Consider the following 19,475-nt stretch of genomic DNA (forward strand, 5'->3'; position numbering starts at 1 on the left):
CCGAGGGATGCTTCAGTCGGCCAAATCCAGCGTCGAAAGTGCTGCACGCAGCGCCGGCAGCCGGTCGGCAAGTTCGGCGACGCGCGCCGTGTCGGCCGTCCGTTGCGGCGCGGCCCAGATCGCTTCCGGAAAATGCGAATCCCAGCGATAGCGCGGAATGATGTGCCAGTGCAGGTGCGGCACCATGTTGCCGAACGCGGCCAGATTGACCTTGTCCGGCGTCATCACCTCGCGGACGATCCGCTCCACACGCGCCACCAGCCGCATCAGCCAGGCCAAGTCGTGCTCGTCCAGATCGGTCAGCTCGGCCACATGGTCGTTCCAGACCACGCGGCAGAAGCCGGGAAAGCGATCGTGCTCGACCAGGATGACGCGCGCGCGGTCGCCCATCCAGACGAGTTCTCCACCATCGGCTTCACAGAGGGGGCAGTTGGGGGCTCGGGTCATGTGGATTGACTGGAGAGTGTTGTTTTGCTCCTCTCCCCATACATGGGAGAGAGGAACTCATGACTACGGCCGGCGGTTTAAACCAGCACCCGCTCGATACCACCCGCGTTGGCCTTTGCCACGTACTCCGGCAGCCAGTTCTCTCCCAGCAGGTGCTTGGCCATCTCCACGACGATATAGTCCGCCGTCACCGACGCGTCCTCGTTGTAGCGCGACAAACCCTGCAGGCACGACGGGCAGCTCGTCAGGATCTTCACGTCGCCATTGAAGTCGCCGTCACGCAGCTTGTCGGCGCCCTTGCGCATTTCCTCTTCCTTGCGGAAGCGGATCTGCGTCGAGATATCCGGACGCGTAACGGCCAGCGTGCCCGATTCCCCGCAGCAGCGCTCGTTCTTCTCGATCTTGCCGCCACCCTGGTTACCGCCCATCAGGTCATTGACGAGCTTGGTCGGGTCCATCGTCTTGATCGGCGTATGGCAGGGATCGTGGTACATGTACCGCGTGCCGGTGACGCCTTCGAGCTTCACGCCCTTCTCGAGCAGATACTCGTGGATGTCGATAATGCGGCAGCCCGGGAAGATCTTGTCGAATTCATACCCGGCGAGCTGGTCATAGCACGTGCCGCAACTCACCACCACGGTCTTGATGTCGAGGTAGTTCAGCGTATTGGCCACGCGATGGAACAGCACGCGGTTGTCGCTGACCATCTTCTCGGCCTTGTCATACTGGCCGGCGCCACGCTGCGGGTAACCGCAACACAGGTAGCCCGGCGGCAGCACGGTCTGCACGCCCACATGCCAGAGCATAGCCTGAGTGGCCAGACCCACCTGCGAGAACAGACGCTCCGAACCACAGCCCGGGAAATAGAACACGGCTTCCGTTTCGGCCGTGGTCTGTTTCGGGTTGCGGATGATCGGCACAATCTCGTTGTCTTCGATATCGAGCAGCGCGCGCGCCGTCTTCTTCGGCAGGTTGCCCGGCATCTTCTTGTTGATGAAGTGAATCACCTGCTCCTGCACGGGCGGCTTGCCGACCGTGGCGGGAGGATGCTGGGTCTGCTTGCGGGCGAACTTCTTCAGCAGTTCGTTGCCCAGGCGCTGCGCCTTGTAACCCCAGCCGATCATGGCCGCACGGGTCATGTTGATCGTCTGCGGGTTGGTCGCATTCAGGAAGAACATCGACGCGGCGGTGCCTGGGTTGAACTTCTTCTGGCCCATCTTGCGCAGCAGGTTGCGCATATTCATCGACACGTCGCCGAAGTCGATCTTGACCGGGCAAGGCGTCACGCACTTGTGGCAGACCGTGCAGTGATCGGCCACGTCAGAGAACTCGTCCCAGTGCTTGATCGACACGCCACGGCGCGTCTGTTCCTCGTACAGGAAGGCCTCGATCAGCAGCGACGTGGCCAGGATCTTGTTACGCGGGCTGTACAGCAGGTTGGCGCGCGGCACGTGTGTGGCGCACACCGGCTTGCACTTGCCGCAACGCAGGCAGTCCTTGACGCTCTCGGCGATCGCGCCGATGTCGCTCTGCTGCATGATGATCGACTCATGCCCCATCAGGCCAAACGACGGCGTGTAGGCATTGCGCAGGTCGGCGCCCGGCAGCAGCTTGCCCTTGTTGAAGCGGCCCTGCGGATCGACGCGCTGCTTGTAGTCGCGGAATTCGGAGATCTCGTCTTCGGTCAGGAACTCGAGCTTGGTAATGCCGATGCCATGCTCGCCCGAGATCACGCCGTCCAGCGAACGCGCCAGCGTCATGATGCGGGCCACCGCGCGGTGCGCGTCCTGCAACATGTCGTAGTCGTCCGAGTTCACGGGGATGTTCGTGTGGACGTTGCCGTCGCCGGCGTGCATGTGCAGCGCCACGAAAACGCGGCCGCGCAGCACCTGCTTGTGGATCTTCTGCGCCTCGTCGAGGATCGGCTTGAACTCGCCGCCGGAGAATATCTTGCGTAGCTCGGCGCGGATCTCGTTCTTCCAGCTTACGCGGATCGTGCGGTCCTGCATCAGGTGGAACACGGTCGCGTCCGGCTGCGTTTGCAGACGCTGCTCGAACGCCGGGCCGAGCAGGCCCAGACCATGCCCGATCAGCGCGGCGCGCGCGGCGGCCAGCGGCGTGTCGAGGTGGTCCTGCAGATAGCGCCAGCGCGCGCGGATTTCACGCAGCAGCGTCAGCGCGTGTTGCACGCGGTCTTCCAGCAGTTCGGCGCTGGGAATCTCGTTGGCGTCGTCGCTGCGGCCAAGCGGCAGGTTGCCGCGCGCGAAGAACGCCTCAAGCTCGTCGGTCAGCTTGAGCTTGTTCTTGATCGACAGCTCGATGTTGATGCGCTCGATGCCGTCGGTGTACTCGCCCATGCGTGGCAGCGGGATCACCACGTCTTCATTGATCTTGAAGGCGTTGGTATGGCGCGCGATGGCGGCAGTGCGCGAGCGGTCGAGCCAGAACTTCTTGCGGGCCTCGGGGCTCACGGCGATGAAGCCCTCGCCGCTCTTGCCGTTGGCCATACGGATCACTTCCGAGGTGGCGCGGGCCACGGCGTCCTCGTCGTCACCGACGATATCGCCGATCAGCACCATCTTCGGGAACGCGTTGCGCTTGCTCTTGGTGGCGTAGCCCACCGCGCGCAGATAGCGTTCGTCCAGATGCTCCAGACCTGCCAGAATGGCGCCGCCCTCGCGCTTCGACTCGCCGTCGAGGAAGTCCTTGATTTCGACGATGCTCGGAATCGCATCGCGCGGCTGGCCAAAGAACTCCAGGCAGACCGTGCGCATATGCTTCGGCATCCGGTGCAGGACCCAGCGCGCGCTGGTGATGATGCCGTCGCAACCTTCCTTCTGCACGCCAGGCAGGCCGGCCAGGAACTTGTCGGTGACGTCCTTGCCCAGACCTTCCTTGCGGAACTTGCGGCCTTCGATCGCCAGCGTCTCGGTGCGCAGCACCTTCTCGCCCGGCTTGCGGTTGCCGTCCGACCACTTCAGCTCGAACGTGGCCACCGGCACGTCGTGGATCTTGCCGAGGTTGTGGTCCATCCGGGTGATCTCGAGCCAGTTGCCCTCGGGATCGACCATGCGCCACCACGCCAGGTTGTCCAGCGCGGTACCCCACAGCACGGCCTTCTTGCCGCCTGCGTTCATCGCCACGTTGCCGCCGATGCACGATGCGTCGATCGAGGTCGGGTCGACCGCGAACACCAGCCCGGCCTTGTCGGCGGCATCGGCCACGCGGCGCGTGACCACGCCGGCGCCGGAGAAGATCGTCGCCACCTTGCGCGTCACGCCGGGCAGATCGGTCTGCTCGACTTCGCCAAGCTGCTCCAGCTTTTCCGTATTGATGACGGCAGAAAACGGCGTCAGCGGCACGGCGCCGCCGGTGTACCCGGTGCCGCCTCCGCGCGGGATGATGGTGAGACCCAGTTCGAAACAGCCCTTCACCAGGCCCGCGATCTCTTCCTCGGTATCCGGGGTCAGCACCACGAACGGGTACTCGACGCGCCAGTCGGTGGCGTCGGTCACGTGCGAGACGCGCGAGAGTCCGTCGAACTTGATGTTGTCGTGCTGCGTCACCTTGCCCAGCACGCGCTGGGCGCGCTTGCGCAGCGCGTACGCGTCGGAGAATTCCTGCTTGAAGGCCTCGATCGCCTGCTTGGCGAACGCGACCAGCTGCTCCACACGGTGCGAGCGATCTTCCGCGGCGGGCTCGGCGTGCTCGGCACGGTCGGCGGCGCGGCGCTTTTCGATTTCGCCCAGGCGGTGGTGCAACGCGCTCACCAGCATCTGGCGGCGCTTGGGATTTTCGAGCAGGTCGTCCTGCAGGTACGGGTTGCGGCGCACGACCCAGATATCGCCGAGCACCTCGTAGAGCATCCGCGCCGAGCGGCCGGTGCGGCGTTCCCCGCGCAGTTCGTCCAGGATGCGCCAGGCTTCCTCGCCGAGCAGGCGGATAACGATCTCGCGATCCGAAAATGACGTGTAGTTATAGGGGATCTCGCGCAGACGCGGGGGTGCGTCCTTGGCGGCGAGCTTGGCATCGAGCACGAGTGGGGCGTTCATGGCGGGACCGCTTCCTGCTGCGCACGGGGACGGTGCGCGATTTCGTCTTTAAAGCGCGATTGTACTTCAACGCCCATGTTTGCCGCACCGCAACAACCCCGAAAACCCCCTATAACCCTTGGTTTCGTCAGGGATCTCGCCGTTTTCTGCCCGTCCGGCGCATTCCCGCTCAGAACAACCGGTGGAAGATCTGGCCCACGCCGTGCCAGAAGGAGTCCGGAATCCACAGCAGGCTGCCCGTCATCGCCAGATAACGCAGGAACTTGCCGATGGCCATATAGCCGACGCTGGGCCAGAACGGCATCCGCAGCCAGCCCGCCAAAGTGCACAATGGATCACCAATACCGGGAAGCCACGACACCAGCATCGTCGGGGGCCCCCAGCGGCGCATCCAGCGGAAGTACTTGGCATCGAGCGCCGGCTTGCTGGCCTTCTTCGGGTGTTCCAGGTGCTGCTCGTGTTCGCGCTCATGCTGCCGATTCTGGCGCCGTAGCCGGTAGCGCACCACGGCAAGCTTGGCCGCGTAACCCATCCACCAGTCGATGGCCCCGCCGACCGTGTTACCGAGCGTGGCCACCAGCACGGCCGGCCAGAACATATCGGGGTTGAGCTTGACGTAGCCGAACACGGCCGGCTCGGAGCCGAGCGGCAGTAGCGTGGCCGACACCAGGCTGACCACAAAAATGGCGGGCAACCCCACCGTCGGGAGGGCAAGGGTGTCAAACAGCCAGTGGATGAAGGCGTCCATGCGCTAGGAAACATAGGGCCGCGAATCGCAGGAGAACCCGCATGGCAGCACCGGTGGTTTTGTGTTTAACTGGGAGAGCCTTTTGCGTCCAATCGTTCACAACGCTTTCGCAAACCGGGCAAACCCGGCAGCACCAATATCACGAAATAGCCGTCTCAACCAAACGGCAGTACCGCGTCGTGGCCAGTCCCGCGCAGTGAATCGGGATGGATGGAGCTGGCCATGCGTGCACCCACACAGGAGACAAGCATGGCGATTCCGATCCGTCTGACGGTCAATGGCAAGCCCGTTGACGCCCAGGTCGAACCTCACACACTACTCGTCCAGTTCCTGCGCGAACACCTGCGCCTCACCGGCACGCACGTGGGCTGCGATACCGCCCAGTGCGGCGCCTGCACCGTCCACCTGGATGGCCGCGCGGTGAAGTCCTGCAACGTGCTCGTGGTGCAGGCAGACGGCGGCAGCGTGACGACGATCGAGGGCCTGGCCGTCAACGGCGAAATGCACCCCGTACAGCAGGCGTTCCGTGAATGCCACGGCCTGCAATGCGGCTTCTGCACGCCGGGCATGGTGATGGCGGCCACGGCCCTGCTCAAGGACCGCCCCAATGCCGATGCGCAGGCGATTCGCGACCAGCTCGAAGGCAACCTGTGCCGCTGTACCGGCTATCACAACATCGTGCGTGCGGTGCAGCAAGGTCAGGCGGCCATGCAGGGCTCGGCGGCCGTGGCCAGCGCGGAATAAGGAGACCGGCCATGAACGCACCCGAAAAGCTGATCGGTTCGCCGGTCCGCCGCAAGGAAGACTATCGCTTCCTGACCGGCAACGGCCAGTACACCGACGATGTCGTCCTGCCGCACCAGAGCTACGGTTATTTCCTGCGCTCGCCGCATGCTCACGCGCGCATCAAATCGATCGACACGTCCGAGGCGGCGGCCTCGCCCGGCGTGATCGCCGTGCTGACTGGCGATGACATGGCAGCCGACAAGGTCGGCGGCCTGCCCTGCGGCTGGCTGATCCACAGCATCGACGGCTCGCCGATGAAAGAACCGCCCCACCCCTCGCTGGCGCACGGCAAGGTGCGCCACGTGGGCGACCAGGTGGCGCTGGTCGTCGCCGAATCGCTCCAGCAAGCACGCGACGCCTCCGAGAAGATCGTTGTCGACTACGAGGAACTGCCGGCCGTGATCGGCCTGACCGATGCCTCGTCGGCAGCTTCGCTCGTCCACGACGATGTGCCCGCCAACACCTGCTACACGTGGGGCCACGGCGACAAGGCAGCCACCGACGCGGCATTCGCCAAGGCCGCTCACGTGACCACGCTGCAGATCGTCAACAACCGGCTGATCCCGAACGCGATCGAACCGCGCGCGGTCAATGCCAGCTATACGCGCCAGGATGACGGCTACACGGTCTACGTCGCCAACCAGAACCCGCACGTGGAGCGGCTGTTGATGGGGGCGTTCGTGCTGGGCCTGCCCGAGTCGCGCCTGCGCATCATCGCGCCGGACGTGGGCGGCGGCTTCGGCTCGAAGATCTTCCTCTACCCCGAGGACGTGGCACTGACCTGGGCATCAAAAAAGGTGGGACGTCCGATCAAGTGGACTGCGGAACGCTCCGAGTCCTTCCTGACCGACGCCCACGGCCGCGACCATGTGACCAAGGCCGAACTCGCGCTCGACGCCGACGGCAACTTCCTGGCGATGCGCGTGCACACCATCGCCAACATGGGCGCGTACCTGTCGACGTTCGCCAGCAGCGTGCCGACGATCCTCTACGCGACACTCCTGGCCGGCCAATACGCCACGCCGGCGATCTATGCCGAAGTCCACGCGGTGTTCACCAACACGTCCCCCGTCGATGCCTATCGCGGCGCGGGACGCCCCGAGGCCACCTACGTCGTCGAGCGGCTGGTGGAAGCGGCCGCGCGCGAGACCAACGTCGACCCGGCCACGCTGCGCCGCAAGAACTTCATCCGCACCTTCCCGTATGCCACCCCGGTGGGTCTGACCTACGACACCGGCGACTACGAGCCCTGCCTGGCTCGCGCGGAAGAACTGGCCGACGTGGCGGGATTCCCGGCCCGGCGCGCGGAAGCGAAGCAACGCGGCAAGCTGCGCGGGCTCGGCTACTCGTGCTACATCGAGGCCTGCGGGCTGGCGCCATCGAATATCGCCGGAGCGCTGGGCGCGCGTGCCGGGCTGTTCGAGGTGGGCGAGATCCGCGTGCATCCGACGGGCACCGTGACGGTCTTCACCGGATCGCACAGCCACGGTCAAGGCCATGAAACCACGTTCGCGCAGATCGTGGCGGACCGCCTGGGCATCGCACTGGATGCCGTCGAGATCGTGCATGGCGATACGGGCCGCGTGCCTTTCGGCATGGGGACCTATGGCTCCCGCTCACTGGCAGTGGGCGGCTCGGCGATCATGAAAGCACTCGACAAGATCGAGGCCAAGGCCAAGAAGATCGCCGCGCACCTGCTCGAGGCATCCGACGCCGACATCGAGTTCAAGGACGGCGTGTTCCGCGTGGCCGGCACCGATCGCACCAAGACGTTTGGCGAGGTGGCGCTGACGGCGTACGTGCCGCACAACTACCCACTCGACAAGCTCGAGCCAGGCCTGAACGAGAACGCGTTCTACGATCCAACGAACTTCACGTATCCGTCCGGCGCGTACATCTGCGAAGTCGAGGTCGATCCCGATACCGGCGAGTCGCACGTGGTCAAGTTCACCGCTGTGGATGACTTCGGCAACGTGATCAACCCGATGATCGTGGAAGGCCAGGTACATGGCGGCATTGGCCAGGGTCTGGGTCAGGCGATGCTCGAACAGTGCGTCTACGACCCCGAGAGCGGCCAGCTCCTGACCGGTTCGTACATGGACTACGCGATGCCACGCGCCGGAGACCTGCCCGACTTCACCGTGGAGACGTCCGCCGGCACACCGTGCACGCACAATCCGCTCGGCGTGAAGGGCTGCGGCGAAGCCGGCGCGATCGGCTCGCCACCGGCCTTCATCAACGCCATGGTCGACGCCTTGTCGCCGCTCGGCGTGCACGATCTGCAGATGCCTGCCACGCCGCATCGCGTGTGGCAAGCCATCCAGTCCGCGCAATCTGGCACCGCGTAACCGGGGAGAGCACAACATGTATGCATTCCAGTATGAACGTGCCGCCGACGCCAATGCCGCGGTGGCCAAGCTGAAGGCCGATGGCGACGCCAAGTTCCTGGCTGGTGGACAAAGCCTGCTGGCGGCGATGAAGCTGCGGCTGGCTTCGCCGTCGACGCTAGTCGATGTATCGCGCATTCCGGGCATGAACGGGATTCGCGTCGAGGGTGACGCGCTGGTGATCGGCGCCGCCACGCGCCATGCCGATGTGGCGGCCAATGCCGACGTGATGCGCCGCATTCCGGCGCTGGCCGCGCTGGCCAACGGCATCGGCGACCGGCAGGTACGCGCGATGGGGACGATCGGTGGCTCGCTCGCCAATGACGACCCGGCGGCGGACTATCCCGCCGCCGTGCTCGCGCTGAACGCGACGGTCGTCACCGATCGTCGCAGCATCGCGGCGGACGACTTTTTCAAGGGGCTCTATGAAACAGCGCTCGAGCCCGACGAGTTGATCACCGCGGTGCGTTTCCCGTCGCCGGATCAGGCTGCCTACATCAAGTTCCGCAACCCCGCATCGCGCTTCGCGCTGGTTGGCGTGATGGTCGCGCGCACCGGCAAGACCGTGCGCGTGGCGGTGACCGGCGCGGCAGACAGCGTGTTCCGGGCGCCGGCGCTCGAGCAGGCATTGGCAGCCAGCTTCACGCCGGCTGCCGCCCGAGCCGTGAAGATGGACCCGTCTGGCCTCAACGTGGACCTGCATGCGTCTGCCGAGTACCGCGCGCATCTGATCCCCGTGCTGGCGGCGCGAGCCGTGGAGCAGGCGCTGAAGGGCTAAGGCTGCGTCGTGTTTGTACCTCTCTCCCGCGCGGCGGGAGAGAGGTGCGCATAGCGACGGAACTCGCATTCTCACCATGCTCCCCACCTCGATCGACCAAACCCTCTCGCTGCTCGAAAAGCAGCAATATTTCGCCGACCGCGAGACGGCCACCGTGCTGTATCTCGCGATTCGGATGCAACGCCCGCTTTTTCTCGAAGGCGAGCCCGGTGTCGGCAAGACAGCGCTGGCGCAAGCCATGGCGCGCGCGCTTGGCACGCGGCTGCTGCGCCTGCAATGCTATGAAGGTCTCGACGCCGCCAGCGCGCTCTACGAATGGGACTACCCGCGCCAGATCATGGCGCTGCGGCTAGCCGAAGCGCGAGGCGAACGGCCCGAGCAGCAATCGCTCTATCACGACGACTACCTGCTCAAGCGCCCGCTGCTCGAGGCGCTGTTGCCGGACCCTGCGGCGCCGAACGTGCCGCGCGTGCTGCTGATCGACGAAATCGACCGCGCCGACGAACCCTTCGAGGCGTTTCTGCTCGAAGTCCTGTCGGAATACCAGGTGTCGATCCCCGAAATCGGCGTGGTCCAGGCCGAACGTCCGCCACTGATCGTGATCACATCGAACCGCACGCGCGAGGTGCATGACGCGCTCAAACGTCGCTGCCTTTACCAGTGGATGGGTTACCCGGGCCGCGACCGTGAGTTGCAGATCGTCGCGGCGCGCGCGCCCGAAGCGGCGATGGCCCTGCAACGGCAGGCCGTCGATTTCATCCACCGGCTGCGTGGCATCGACCTGTTCAAGGCTCCCGGCATTGCCGAGGCCATCGACTGGTGCCGCGCGCTGGCCGCGCTGGGCGTGACCGAACTCGATCCGCAATCGGTGCGCGACACGCTCGGCGTCCTGCTCAAGTATCAGGACGACCTGGCACGCGCGGACGGACCGACCATCGCCGAACTGCTCGCCGGGGCAGCACCGGCAGGCTGACCATGCCACGCGCCGCACCGTCTGCCGCCTCTGCCCGACCAGACGCATCGGGCACGCCGCCCCCGCTGCCGATGCTGGCCCGCAACGTCACGCATTTCATGCGGCTGCTACGTGACACCGGGTTCGGGCTGTCGCCGGCTCATGCCGTCGATGCATTGGAAGCCCTGCGGCATATCGATATCGGCGCGCGCGACGAAGTGCGGGCCGCGCTGGCGGCGCTGGTGCTATCGGGCCCCGATCAGCGCCCGCTGTTCGATGCCGCCTTCGACCTGTTCTGGCGCGACCCCGACTGGGAAAGCAAGCTGCGGGCGATGCTGCTGCCGCGTGTCGATGCGGGGATTCCGCCGCCACGACGCAGCAACCGCCTGGCCGACGCCCTGGCCGCCCGGCAACCGTCATCGCCAAAGCCGGACCAGCCGCCCCGTGAGGAACGCTTCACCGCCCCGCTTACGTTCTCCGATCAGGAGCGTCTGGCGGGGCGCGACTTCGAAACCCTGAACGCCGAAGAGTGGCGCGCGCTCCAGCATCTGGTGCGCACACGGCGCGCGCGTCTGGCCCTGCAGAAGACACGGCGCCTGCGCCCATCCACCTGCGGGACGCACGCCGACCTGCGCGCCAGCGCGCGACTGGCGGTGCGCCAGCATGGTGAATGGCTGCGCTGGAAGTACCGCAAGCGTGCCGAGCGCAAACCGCCCGTGGTCCTGCTGCTCGATATCTCTGGCTCGATGAGCCAGTACTCGCGCGCCGTCCTCTACTTCTGCCACGCGCTGACGCAGTCCCGCGAGCGACTGCACGTCTTCCTGTTCGGCACGCGGCTGACCAACGTGACGCGCGCGCTACGCGAACGCGATCCGGACGACGCGGTGAACCTGATCACCGAACAGGTCCGCGACTGGGCTGGCGGCACCCGCATCGGTGCCGCGCTGGCCACGTTCAACCGGCAATGGGCGCGTCGCACGCTGTCCGGCCGCGCCACGGTGCTGCTGGTCAGCGACGGTATCGATCTGGAGCACATCGATCTGCTCGAACAGGAGATGGCCCGCCTGCGCCGGTTTGCGCATCGCATCATCTGGCTCAATCCGCTGCTGCGCTATGAAGGCTTCACGCCGCAGGCGCGCGGCATTCAGGCGATCCTGCCCCACGTCGACGCGCTGCGTGCGGCGCACAACCTGGACAGCCTGTTCGCGCTGGAATCGCTGCTGGCCGATCCCGCGCGCGTTCCGCCTGTCAAAGCATCACGCCCCCAACCAGGATATCCATCATGGAAATGACCCAGACCCAGCGACTGCCCGTGCCCCAGCAGGTCGTCTGGGATGCACTGAACGACACAGCGCTGCTCAAGCAATGTATTCCGGGATGTGAGAGCATCGAGCCCGACGGCGACAACGCCTACCAACTGGCGCTGACCGCCGCCGTCGGACCGGTCAAGGCGCGCTTCAAGGGGCGCATGGCGCTGCAGGACATCCAGGCGCCGGAGAGCTACACGATCCAGTTCGATGGACAGGGCGGCGCGGCCGGATTTGGCAAGGGGTCCGCGCAGGTCAAGCTCACGCCCGAAGGCGACGAGACGCTGCTCACTTACGCGGTTCACGCGCAGGTCGGCGGCAAGATCGCGCAGATCGGCTCGCGGCTGGTGGATGCCGCCGCGCGCAAGATGGCCGATACCTTCTTCACCCGCTTCACCGAGGCCGTCGGTGGCGGTGGCGCGAACGAAGACGACAACAGTACGGAAACGGAACAATCAGCCGACGCGGGGAAAACGACCGACGGCGGCGATGACACAGGAACAAAGCGGAAACGATCATGGACAGCGTGGATCTCGAAGTCCTGAAATGCAGCGTGCGCTGGCAGCAGGAAGGGCATGGCGTATTGCTGGTGACAGTCGTCAGAACCTGGGGGTCGTCGCCCCGCCCCGAAGGCGCGATGCTGGCCGTGCGTGACGATGGCCACGTGGTGGGCTCGGTTTCCGGCGGCTGCATCGAGGACGACATCATCGACCGCGTGCGGCGCGAGGGCATCCATTCGGGCCTCCCCGAAGCGATCAAGTACGGCATCAGCGCGGAGGAAGCGCACCGCTTCGGCCTGCCTTGCGGTGGCACGATCGAGCTGGTGACCGAGCCGCTGTCTGCGGCCAGCGGCATCGTCGATCTGCTCGACGCGGTGGAGAACGGCAGGCTCATCGCCCGCACGCTCGACATGGCAACCGGCGCGGCAACGCTCGGGCCAGCCGAGGCCACCGACGGCCTGGCGTTCGACGGCAAGACCCTGCTGACGATCCACGGCCCGCGCTACCGGATGCTGGTGATCGGCGCCGGCCAGCTGTCGAAGTACCTGTGCCAGATCGCCGTGGGGCTTGGCTTCCAGGTCACTGTCTGCGATCCGCGCGAGGAATACACCGAGACCTGGGACATCGCGGGGGTGACGATGGTCCGCACCATGCCGGACGACACGGTCATGGAGATGAAGCTCGACGAGCGCTGCGCGGTGATCGCGCTGACGCACGACCCCAAGCTCGACGACCTGGCCCTGATGGAAGCGCTGCGCACGCCGGCGTTCTATGTCGGCGCGCTCGGCTCGCGACGCAACAACCACGCGCGCCGCGAGCGGCTCAAGGAATTCGACCTGACAGAGCTGCAGCTCGCGCGATTGCATGGGCCGGTGGGTATCTACATCGGCAGCCGCACGCCGCCGGAGATTGCGATCTCGATCCTGGCCGAAGTGGTCGCGGCCAAGAACCACGTCTCGCTCCCTGACATCCTTCAAGTCGAAGGCGCGAAAGCGGCGCGGGAAATCGCCGCTGGCGAGGCGGCCTGTCCAATCCTGCCCACCGCTTCGGCGGCACAGCCATGAAGAAGCCCGTGCTCTCTCAATCCGACCTGCCCATCGGCATCCTGCTGGCGGCCGGCTTTGGCCGACGCTTCGACCCGGCTGGCGCACGCAACAAACTGCTCGAGAAACTGCCCGACGGCCGCACCGTGGCATGGCGCAGCGCGCGAACGCTTGCGGCGGCGCTGCCGGGTTCGATCGCCGTGGTGCGCCCCGGCAATCCCGAGCTATCGGAAGAGCTGCGCCGCGGTGGCTGCAAGGTAGTCGAATCCGCAGACGCCGAGGCCGGCATGGGCGCGGCGCTACGCGCCGGCGTGACGGCCTGCGCCGATGCGCGCGGCTGGGTCGTGGCACTGGCGGACATGCCGTGGCTGTCGATGGAACTGGTGCGCGCCGTGGCACTGACAATCACGTCGCGCGACACCATCGCCGCGCCATGGCGCGATGGCCAGCGTGGGCACCCGGTAGGCTTTGGCGCCGCATGGCGCGAAGAACTGCTGAAGCTCGATGGCGACGAAGGCGCCCGCGCACTGCTCAAGTCACAACCAGTGACGCGCATCCTGACCGACGACGATGGTCCGTTTCGGGATGTGGATGTGCCGGGCGATCTGAAGTAGGTGTAGGCGCTGCGGATTTAGCGGCGCCTGCCTGCGGCCTCAACCATCACCCCCCTTCCGTCTCCATGAGCGCCCGCAGATATTCTCCGCTCCACCAGTGCACATCCTGCTGGCGAATCCGCTCCAGCAGCTTCTGGTGACGCGCCTGGCGCTCTGACAGCGACATATGCAGGGCCTGCTGGATCGCCTGCGCGGTGGCACGCGTGTCGTACGGATTGACCAACAGCGCTTCCTTCATCTGTTCCGCCGCGCCCGCAAAGCGGGACAGCACCAGCACGCCGGGATCCTCCGGGTCCTGGGCCGCAATGTATTCCTTGGCGACGAGGTTCATGCCGTCGCGCAATGGCGTCACCAGTGCCACGTTGCACGCACGACACAGACCAGGCAGCCGGCGACGCGCGGTGGAGCGGTGGATGTAGCGCACCGGCATCCAGTCCAGCTCGCCATACTCGCCGTTGATCGCGCCGGTGATGCCTTCCATGTCGCGCCGCAGGTCCGCATAGGCGTCGACCGATTCCCGTGACGGCGCGGCGATCTGGATCAGCGTGGCGCTTGAACGGTTCTCGGGGTACTCAGCCAGCAGCGTCTGGAAAGCCTTGAGGCGCTGGGGCAGGCCCTTCGAGTAATCGAGGCGGTCGATGCCGAGCAGCAGCCTGCGTCGCGCGTACTGGCCGCGCATCATCTCGTAGGTCTCGCGCGCTTCGTCGGCGCGGCCCAGTTCGATGAACTCGTCGACATCGATGCCGATCGGAAACGCCTGCGCGCGCACGGTGCGATGGAATGCACGGAAGCGGTACTCGCCCATCGGTTCGGCGCCGGCCTCGCCCTGCACGTAGCGGGAGAAGTGCTCGACATCGTCGTGGCTCTGGAAGCCGAGCAGGTCATAGGCAAACAGCGCGCGCATCAGCCACTCGTGCTGCGGAATGGTGGCCAGAATCAGCCGTGGCGGCAGCGGGATATGCAGGAAGAAGCCAATGCGCTGGCCGCAACCGATCGCCCGCAACTCCGCGGCCAGCGGAATCAGGTGATAGTCGTGGATCCAGATCACATCGTCGGGCTTGAGCAGCGGCGCCAGCTTGCGCGCGAAAAGCTGGTTCACGCGGCGGTAGGCATTCAGGTTGCCGCCCGAATCGAAGTCGGCCAGATCCACCCGATAGTGGAATACCGGCCACAGCACGCCATTGCTGTAGCCCAGGTAGTAGGACTCGAAGTCCTCCCGGCTCAGGTCCACCGTGGCCAACGTGACATTGCCGGCCTGGATCTGGTGCAGCTCCCCCTCTCCGGGCGTGCCGCCGCGGCTGGCGTCCACCACCTTGCCGCTCCAGCCGAACCACAATCCACCGGTCTTGTTCAACGTGTCGGACAGCGCAACGGCAAGTCCACCCGCTGCATGATTCCGCGGGTCGGCAACCCGGTTCGATACTGCTACTAGTCTTCCCATATCTCGCTTCTGGTTGAGATCCACTCCTCGTTCAAATCACGCTGTCCCAGGGGGCCGACAGCCGTACGGCGCCATTGATCAGGCCGACCATCGAATAGGTCTGGGGGAAGTTGCCCCACATCTCGCCCGTGACCGGGTGCGTGTCCTCCGACAACAACCCGAGTGGATTGCGCGCCGCCAGCATCGCTTCGAAGATTTCGCGCGCTTCCTCGCGACGGCCGATGCGTGCCAACGCGTCGATGCGCCAGAACGTGCAGATATTGAAGGCTGTCTCGGGCTTGCCAAAGTCGTCCGGCGCCTCGTAGCGCCGCATGTACGGCCCGTCGCAGAGCGTGTCCTCGAGCGCCTTCAGCGTCGAAATGAAACGTGGGTCTTTCGGATCGATGAAGTTCACTTCCGCCATCAGCAGCACGCTGGCGTCGAGCACGTTGCCGCCGAAACTCTCCGCGAAAGCCTGTCGCGACTCGCTCCACGATTCGGTCAGGATGCGTTGCTTCATGCGGTCGGCATGTTCCGTCCAGTACGCCGCACGCTGCGGGTGCTCGAGCTTGGTGGCGATCTTGGCCAGCCGGTCGCAAGCTGCCCAGCTCATCAGCGCGGAAGACGTATGGACCCGCGCGCGCGTGCGCAACTCCCACATGCCCGCGTCCGGCGTGCCGAACACGCGCACCGCCTGCTCGCCGACGTCCTCGAGCCGGTGAAATTCAGTCAGGCCGCCACGATGCAGCAGCCGGTGGTCGTGAAACGCCTGCGCGGCGCCGAGCACCACGTTGCCGTAGACATCGTGCTGGAAGTGCTCCTGCGCCTGATTGCCCACGCGCACCGGGCCCATATTGCGATATCCGCCCAGATGATCGAGAACGCTCTCCGGCAACTCGCGTTCGAGCCCGATGCCGTAGAGCGGCTGGATATGGCCATCCTGCGCCTGCACGACGACATTCGTCAGCCAGCGCATGTAGTCCTCCATCGTGCCGACCTCGGACAGGCTGTTGAGCGCGCGCACCACGAAAAACGCGTCCCGCAACCAGCAGTAGCGATAGTCCCAGTTCCGGCCGCTGCCGGGCGCCTCGGGAATGCTCGTTGTCATCGCCGCGACGATCGCGCCGGTCTCCTCGTAGAGCGACATCTTCAGCGTGATCGCCGCGCGGATCACGGCGTCCTGCCATTCGCGCGGCACGGCCAGCCGGCGGCTCCAGATGCGCCAGTAGGACGTGGTCTCCTGTTCGAAGTCGCGCGCGGTCTCCTCCACGCCATGCGCCAGCGTTTCATCTGGCCCGAGAATGAAGTTGTAGTTGCGCGTGACCAGGAACGGCGTGTTCGACAGCACATAGGCCAGCGGCGCGTCAGTGGTCATCCGCAGCGTCAGGTCCTCGCCGATATAGCGCACATGGCTGCTGCCGCGTGTCATTTGCGGTTTGATCCGGCCCCAGTTGAAGCGCGGCGCCACTGTGACCCGCACCCGTGGCGCGCCACGAACCGGCCGGATCCGCCGCACCAGCGTCAGCGGGCGGAAATAGCGTCCAAGCCGGAAGAACCGAGGGCAGAAATCGGTGATCTCCAGGCAGTGACCATGCTTGTCGTACAGGCGCGTGCGCAGGATGGCCGTATTCGGCTCGTACCACTGCGTGGACTTCACCAGGTCTTCCACCTCGATGGAAAAGTGGCCGCCGTTCTCGCTCGAATCGAGCAGCGCATTGAAAACGGGGTCGGCATCGTAGCGCGGCAGGCAACACCAGACGATGCGGCCGCGTCCGTCGACCAGTGCCGAGAATGCGCAGTTGCCAATCATCCCGAGCGATAGCGACGGATCGGCGTGACGGCCAGTGCAATTGGTATCGGTATTGAAAGCGGGCGCTTCAGGATGATGCGCGGTAGGGGTGGGGGGGGCGTTCACAGCGAGTCCTCCGTTTCGGACGAAGTGGATGAGACGGACTGCGGCTTGCCGCCGCGTTGCGCCCTGAGCGCCAGAAGAGCATGGGCGGATCGATGAAGCCAGCAACGCAACGCAGCGGGTCCGGTCACGCTGACCGTGGCGGCCGTGGCGCGCTCGCCAACCAGCACGCCCACCCCGCCGAGTTCACGCGCCACGACGAAACCCGCTTCGTCGGTGACATCGTCACCAGCGAACAGCGGCTTGCGTCCTTCAAAGGGGGCCATGCGCATGAACGTGGCAATCGCGCCCCCCTTGTCGACGCCGGCAGGCTTGATCTCCACGACCATTTTTCCGGGCAAGCCTTCCAGCCCATCCACGTCGTGCAGGGTGTCGGCCACCATCGCGCGCACCTGCGCCTCGAGTTCCGGGGCCTGTCGATAGTGAATGGCGACTGCCACGGATTTCCGCTCGATGCGTAGGCCGGGATGGCGCGCGACGAAGGCTTCGAGCCTCGGCATCAATGCCGTGATGCCTGGCGCCGGTGGCATAAACAGCGCTTCGCCGTCATGGCGCAGCTCGGCGCCGTGCACGCCTGCGGCGGGGAGCCTCAGCGGCTGCAGGAAGCCATCGAGCTCGGCAACGGGCCGGCCCGAGATAATGGCCAGGGCGCCGTCCAGGCAGGTGTGCAGCGCGCGCAACGTGCCAACCAGTTCGGGCTCGACCTGCACCAGCTCGGGGCGCGGCGCGAGGTCAGCCAGCGTGCCGTCGAAATCCAGAAACAGCGCGGTATCGGGTTCGATGAGAGGTAGCGAAGACATCACGCAAGACCGTAACACGTCGATTTGGAAGGTGTCAGCCGGACGCTGTCCTACAACTGTGGCTGTCACTGCACCCGTCGCACGGCAACTGCCAACCTGGCACTGCCAAGTGCGCCATCCATTATCATTGGCGGTTTCCGCCGATTTTTCCGGTTTTTTTGCCGCTGCCCCCGGCGCCGCACTCCGCAGACCATGACCCGCACGCCCGCCAAGCCCGACTATCTGAAAAAAATCCTGACTGCCAAGGTCTATGACGTGGCCCAGGAAACCGAATTGACCTATGCGCCCGCGCTGTCGGCGCGCACCGGCAATGCGGTCTGGTTCAAGCGCGAGGACACCCAGCCGGTGTTCTCGTTCAAGTTGCGGGGGGCGTACAACAAGATGGCGTCCCTCACGCCCGAGGAACTCAAGCGCGGCGTGATCGCCGCTTCGGCAGGCAACCACGCCCAGGGCGTGGCGCTGGCGGCGGCCCGCATGCAATGCAAGGCGATCATCGCCATGCCGACCACCACGCCGCAGGTGAAGATCGACGCCGTGCGCGAGCGCGGCGGCGAGTGGGTGCAGATCGTTCTGCACGGTGAGTCGTACAGCGATGCCTACCTGCACGCGGCCGAACTCGAGAAGAAGCACAAGCTCGCGTTCATCCACCCGTTCGACGACCCCGAGGTCATCGCTGGTCAGGGCACTATCGCGATGGAGATCCTGCGCCAGCACCCTGGCCCGATCCACGCGATCTTTGTCGCCATCGGCGGCGGTGGCCTGATCTCCGGCATCGCCGCCTACGTCAAGGCGGTGCGCCCCGAGATCAAGGTGATCGGCGTGCAGACCTTCGATTCCGATGCCATGAAGCGCTCGGTGGACGCCGGCAAGCGCGTGGAACTGAAGGATGTGGGCCTGTTCTCGGACGGTACCGCCGTCAAGCTGGTGGGCAAGGAGACGTTCCGCATCACGCGTGAACTGGTCGACGACATCATCCTGGTCGATACCGATGCGATCTGCGCGGGCCTGAAGGATGTGTTCCAGGACACCCGCAGCATCCTCGAACCGGCTGGCGCGCTGGCCGTGGCCGGCCTCAAGGCGTACGCCGAGCGCGAGAAGCTCAAGCACCAGCACCTGGTGGCGATCGCCTGCGGCGCCAATATGAACTTCGACCGCCTGCGCTTTGTGGCCGAGCGCGCCGAAGTGGGTGAAGCGCGGGAAGCGGTCTTCGCCGTGACGATCCCCGAGGAACGCGGCAGCTTCAAGCGCTTCTGCGAACAGGTCGGCACGCGCAGCGTGACCGAGTTCAACTACCGCATCGCCGACAAGGGCGTGGCGCATATCTTCGTCGGCGTGCAGATCGCCAGCCGCGCGGAGAGCGACAAGATCGCCGCCAACTTCCGCCGCCATGGCTTTGACACGCTCGACCTGTCGAACGACGAACTGGCCAAGCAGCACATCCGCTACATGGTCGGCGGCCATTCGCCGCTGGCGCATGACGAACTGCTGTATCGCTTCGAATTCCCGGAGCGCCCGGGCGCGCTGATGAAGTTCCTGTCCAGCATGAGCCCGAACTGGAACATCAGCCTGTTCCACTACCGGAACCAGGGCGCGGATACGTCGAACATCCTGGTCGGCATCCAGGTGCCGAAGAACGAGAAGCGCGCGTTCCGCAGCTTCCTTTCGACGCTCGGTTACGTACACTGGGATGAGACCGACAACCCCGTCTACAAGCTGTTCCTTTCCTGAC

The 19,475-nt window shown here is 65.5% G+C and carries 15 protein-coding genes; 9 read left to right on the forward strand and 6 right to left on the reverse strand.

Annotation, left to right across the window (positions count from 1 at the left end):
• Window positions 1–12: 12 nt before the first annotated feature.
• The 3 genes from RN01_RS09775 to RN01_RS09785 all read right to left on the reverse strand — a co-directional run bounded on the left by RN01_RS09775 (window position 13) and on the right by RN01_RS09785 (window position 5,247).
• Complete coding sequence (locus RN01_RS09775) at window positions 13–447, reverse strand: HIT family protein (protein ID WP_024569494.1); 435 nt, start codon at window positions 445–447, stop codon at window positions 13–15.
• A gap of 77 nt (window positions 448–524) precedes the next feature.
• Window positions 525–4,499 (reverse strand): FAD/FMN-binding oxidoreductase, encoded by a 3,975-nt coding sequence (locus RN01_RS09780; protein ID WP_017513307.1) that lies wholly within the window; start codon window positions 4,497–4,499, stop codon window positions 525–527.
• Window positions 4,500–4,668: 169 nt separating this feature from the next.
• Window positions 4,669–5,247, reverse strand: a complete 579-nt coding sequence (locus RN01_RS09785) for a YqaA family protein (RefSeq protein WP_011515244.1) — start codon at window positions 5,245–5,247, stop codon at window positions 4,669–4,671.
• Between the two features lie 249 nt (window positions 5,248–5,496).
• On the opposite strand from RN01_RS09785, the gene RN01_RS09790 reads away from it, so the two are divergent.
• The 8 genes from RN01_RS09790 to RN01_RS09825 all read left to right on the forward strand — a co-directional run bounded on the left by RN01_RS09790 (window position 5,497) and on the right by RN01_RS09825 (window position 13,614).
• Entirely contained in the window at window positions 5,497–5,991 is a 495-nt protein-coding gene (locus RN01_RS09790; RefSeq protein WP_017513308.1) for a (2Fe-2S)-binding protein, read from the forward strand.
• An 11-nt stretch (window positions 5,992–6,002) separates the two neighbouring features.
• Entirely contained in the window at window positions 6,003–8,381 is a 2,379-nt protein-coding gene (locus tag RN01_RS09795) for a xanthine dehydrogenase family protein molybdopterin-binding subunit (RefSeq protein ID WP_024569495.1), read from the forward strand.
• A gap of 16 nt (window positions 8,382–8,397) precedes the next feature.
• A complete protein-coding gene (locus RN01_RS09800) occupies window positions 8,398–9,198 on the forward strand; it encodes a xanthine dehydrogenase family protein subunit M (RefSeq protein WP_017515114.1) in 801 nt (266 codons plus the stop codon).
• A 76-nt stretch (window positions 9,199–9,274) separates the two neighbouring features.
• On the forward strand, window positions 9,275–10,171 hold the full coding sequence (locus RN01_RS09805) for a MoxR family ATPase (protein WP_024569496.1): 897 nt from the start codon (window positions 9,275–9,277) through the stop codon (window positions 10,169–10,171).
• Between the two features lie 2 nt (window positions 10,172–10,173).
• Window positions 10,174–11,442 carry a VWA domain-containing protein gene (locus RN01_RS09810; protein WP_024569497.1) on the forward strand — a complete coding sequence of 423 codons (1,269 nt, stop codon included), beginning with the start codon at window positions 10,174–10,176 and terminating at the stop codon, window positions 11,440–11,442.
• Complete coding sequence (locus RN01_RS09815; RefSeq protein ID WP_017515447.1) at window positions 11,433–12,002, forward strand: CoxG family protein; 570 nt, start codon at window positions 11,433–11,435, stop codon at window positions 12,000–12,002. The genes RN01_RS09810 and RN01_RS09815 overlap by 10 nt, the downstream gene beginning before the upstream one ends.
• Entirely contained in the window at window positions 11,975–13,021 is a 1,047-nt protein-coding gene (locus RN01_RS09820) for an XdhC family protein (RefSeq protein WP_024569498.1), read from the forward strand. The genes RN01_RS09815 and RN01_RS09820 overlap by 28 nt, the downstream gene beginning before the upstream one ends.
• Window positions 13,018–13,614 (forward strand): NTP transferase domain-containing protein, encoded by a 597-nt coding sequence (locus RN01_RS09825; RefSeq protein ID WP_024569499.1) that lies wholly within the window; start codon window positions 13,018–13,020, stop codon window positions 13,612–13,614. The genes RN01_RS09820 and RN01_RS09825 overlap by 4 nt, the downstream gene beginning before the upstream one ends.
• 46 nt (window positions 13,615–13,660) lie before the next feature.
• Here the strand turns inward: RN01_RS09825 and otsA are convergent, their stop codons facing one another.
• Genes otsA through otsB form a run of 3 tightly spaced genes read right to left on the reverse strand, consistent with a single transcriptional unit; the run spans window position 13,661 to window position 17,746 of the window.
• Window positions 13,661–15,055, reverse strand: a complete 1,395-nt coding sequence (gene otsA / locus RN01_RS09830) for an alpha,alpha-trehalose-phosphate synthase (UDP-forming) (RefSeq protein ID WP_008644400.1) — start codon at window positions 15,053–15,055, stop codon at window positions 13,661–13,663.
• A gap of 31 nt (window positions 15,056–15,086) precedes the next feature.
• Window positions 15,087–16,949 carry a glycoside hydrolase family 15 protein gene (locus tag RN01_RS09835; protein WP_008644401.1) on the reverse strand — a complete coding sequence of 621 codons (1,863 nt, stop codon included), beginning with the start codon at window positions 16,947–16,949 and terminating at the stop codon, window positions 15,087–15,089.
• On the reverse strand, window positions 16,946–17,746 hold the full coding sequence (otsB, locus tag RN01_RS09840; protein ID WP_008644402.1) for a trehalose-phosphatase: 801 nt from the start codon (window positions 17,744–17,746) through the stop codon (window positions 16,946–16,948). The genes RN01_RS09835 and otsB overlap by 4 nt, the downstream gene beginning before the upstream one ends.
• A gap of 192 nt (window positions 17,747–17,938) precedes the next feature.
• On the opposite strand from otsB, the gene ilvA reads away from it, so the two are divergent.
• Window positions 17,939–19,474, forward strand: a complete 1,536-nt coding sequence (gene ilvA, locus RN01_RS09845; RefSeq protein ID WP_008644404.1) for a threonine ammonia-lyase, biosynthetic — start codon at window positions 17,939–17,941, stop codon at window positions 19,472–19,474.
• Window position 19,475 lies beyond the last annotated feature (1 nt).

This window comes from Cupriavidus sp. SHE, from assembly GCF_000812445.1.
GTDB lineage: Bacteria > Pseudomonadota > Gammaproteobacteria > Burkholderiales > Burkholderiaceae > Cupriavidus > Cupriavidus metallidurans.

Excerpts from the sequence above, each read along its gene's own strand:
- RN01_RS09820 (WP_024569498.1), top strand. The coding sequence starts at position 11,975 with ATGGACAGCGTGGATCTCGAAGTCCTGAAATGCAGCGTGCGCTGGCAG.
- RN01_RS09780 (WP_017513307.1), bottom strand. The coding sequence starts at position 4,499 with ATGAACGCCCCACTCGTGCTCGATGCCAAGCTCGCCGCCAAGGACGCA.
- RN01_RS09795 (WP_024569495.1), top strand. The coding sequence starts at position 6,003 with ATGAACGCACCCGAAAAGCTGATCGGTTCGCCGGTCCGCCGCAAGGAA.
- RN01_RS09815 (WP_017515447.1), top strand. The coding sequence starts at position 11,433 with ATGGAAATGACCCAGACCCAGCGACTGCCCGTGCCCCAGCAGGTCGTC.
- RN01_RS09775 (WP_024569494.1), bottom strand. The coding sequence starts at position 447 with ATGACCCGAGCCCCCAACTGCCCCCTCTGTGAAGCCGATGGTGGAGAA.
- ilvA (WP_008644404.1), top strand. The coding sequence starts at position 17,939 with ATGACCCGCACGCCCGCCAAGCCCGACTATCTGAAAAAAATCCTGACT.
- RN01_RS09790 (WP_017513308.1), top strand. The coding sequence starts at position 5,497 with ATGGCGATTCCGATCCGTCTGACGGTCAATGGCAAGCCCGTTGACGCC.
- RN01_RS09800 (WP_017515114.1), top strand. The coding sequence starts at position 8,398 with ATGTATGCATTCCAGTATGAACGTGCCGCCGACGCCAATGCCGCGGTG.
- RN01_RS09810 (WP_024569497.1), top strand. The coding sequence starts at position 10,174 with ATGCCACGCGCCGCACCGTCTGCCGCCTCTGCCCGACCAGACGCATCG.
- RN01_RS09825 (WP_024569499.1), top strand. The coding sequence starts at position 13,018 with ATGAAGAAGCCCGTGCTCTCTCAATCCGACCTGCCCATCGGCATCCTG.
- otsA (WP_008644400.1), bottom strand. The coding sequence starts at position 15,055 with ATGGGAAGACTAGTAGCAGTATCGAACCGGGTTGCCGACCCGCGGAAT.
- RN01_RS09785 (WP_011515244.1), bottom strand. The coding sequence starts at position 5,247 with ATGGACGCCTTCATCCACTGGCTGTTTGACACCCTTGCCCTCCCGACG.
- otsB (WP_008644402.1), bottom strand. The coding sequence starts at position 17,746 with ATGTCTTCGCTACCTCTCATCGAACCCGATACCGCGCTGTTTCTGGAT.
- RN01_RS09805 (WP_024569496.1), top strand. The coding sequence starts at position 9,275 with ATGCTCCCCACCTCGATCGACCAAACCCTCTCGCTGCTCGAAAAGCAG.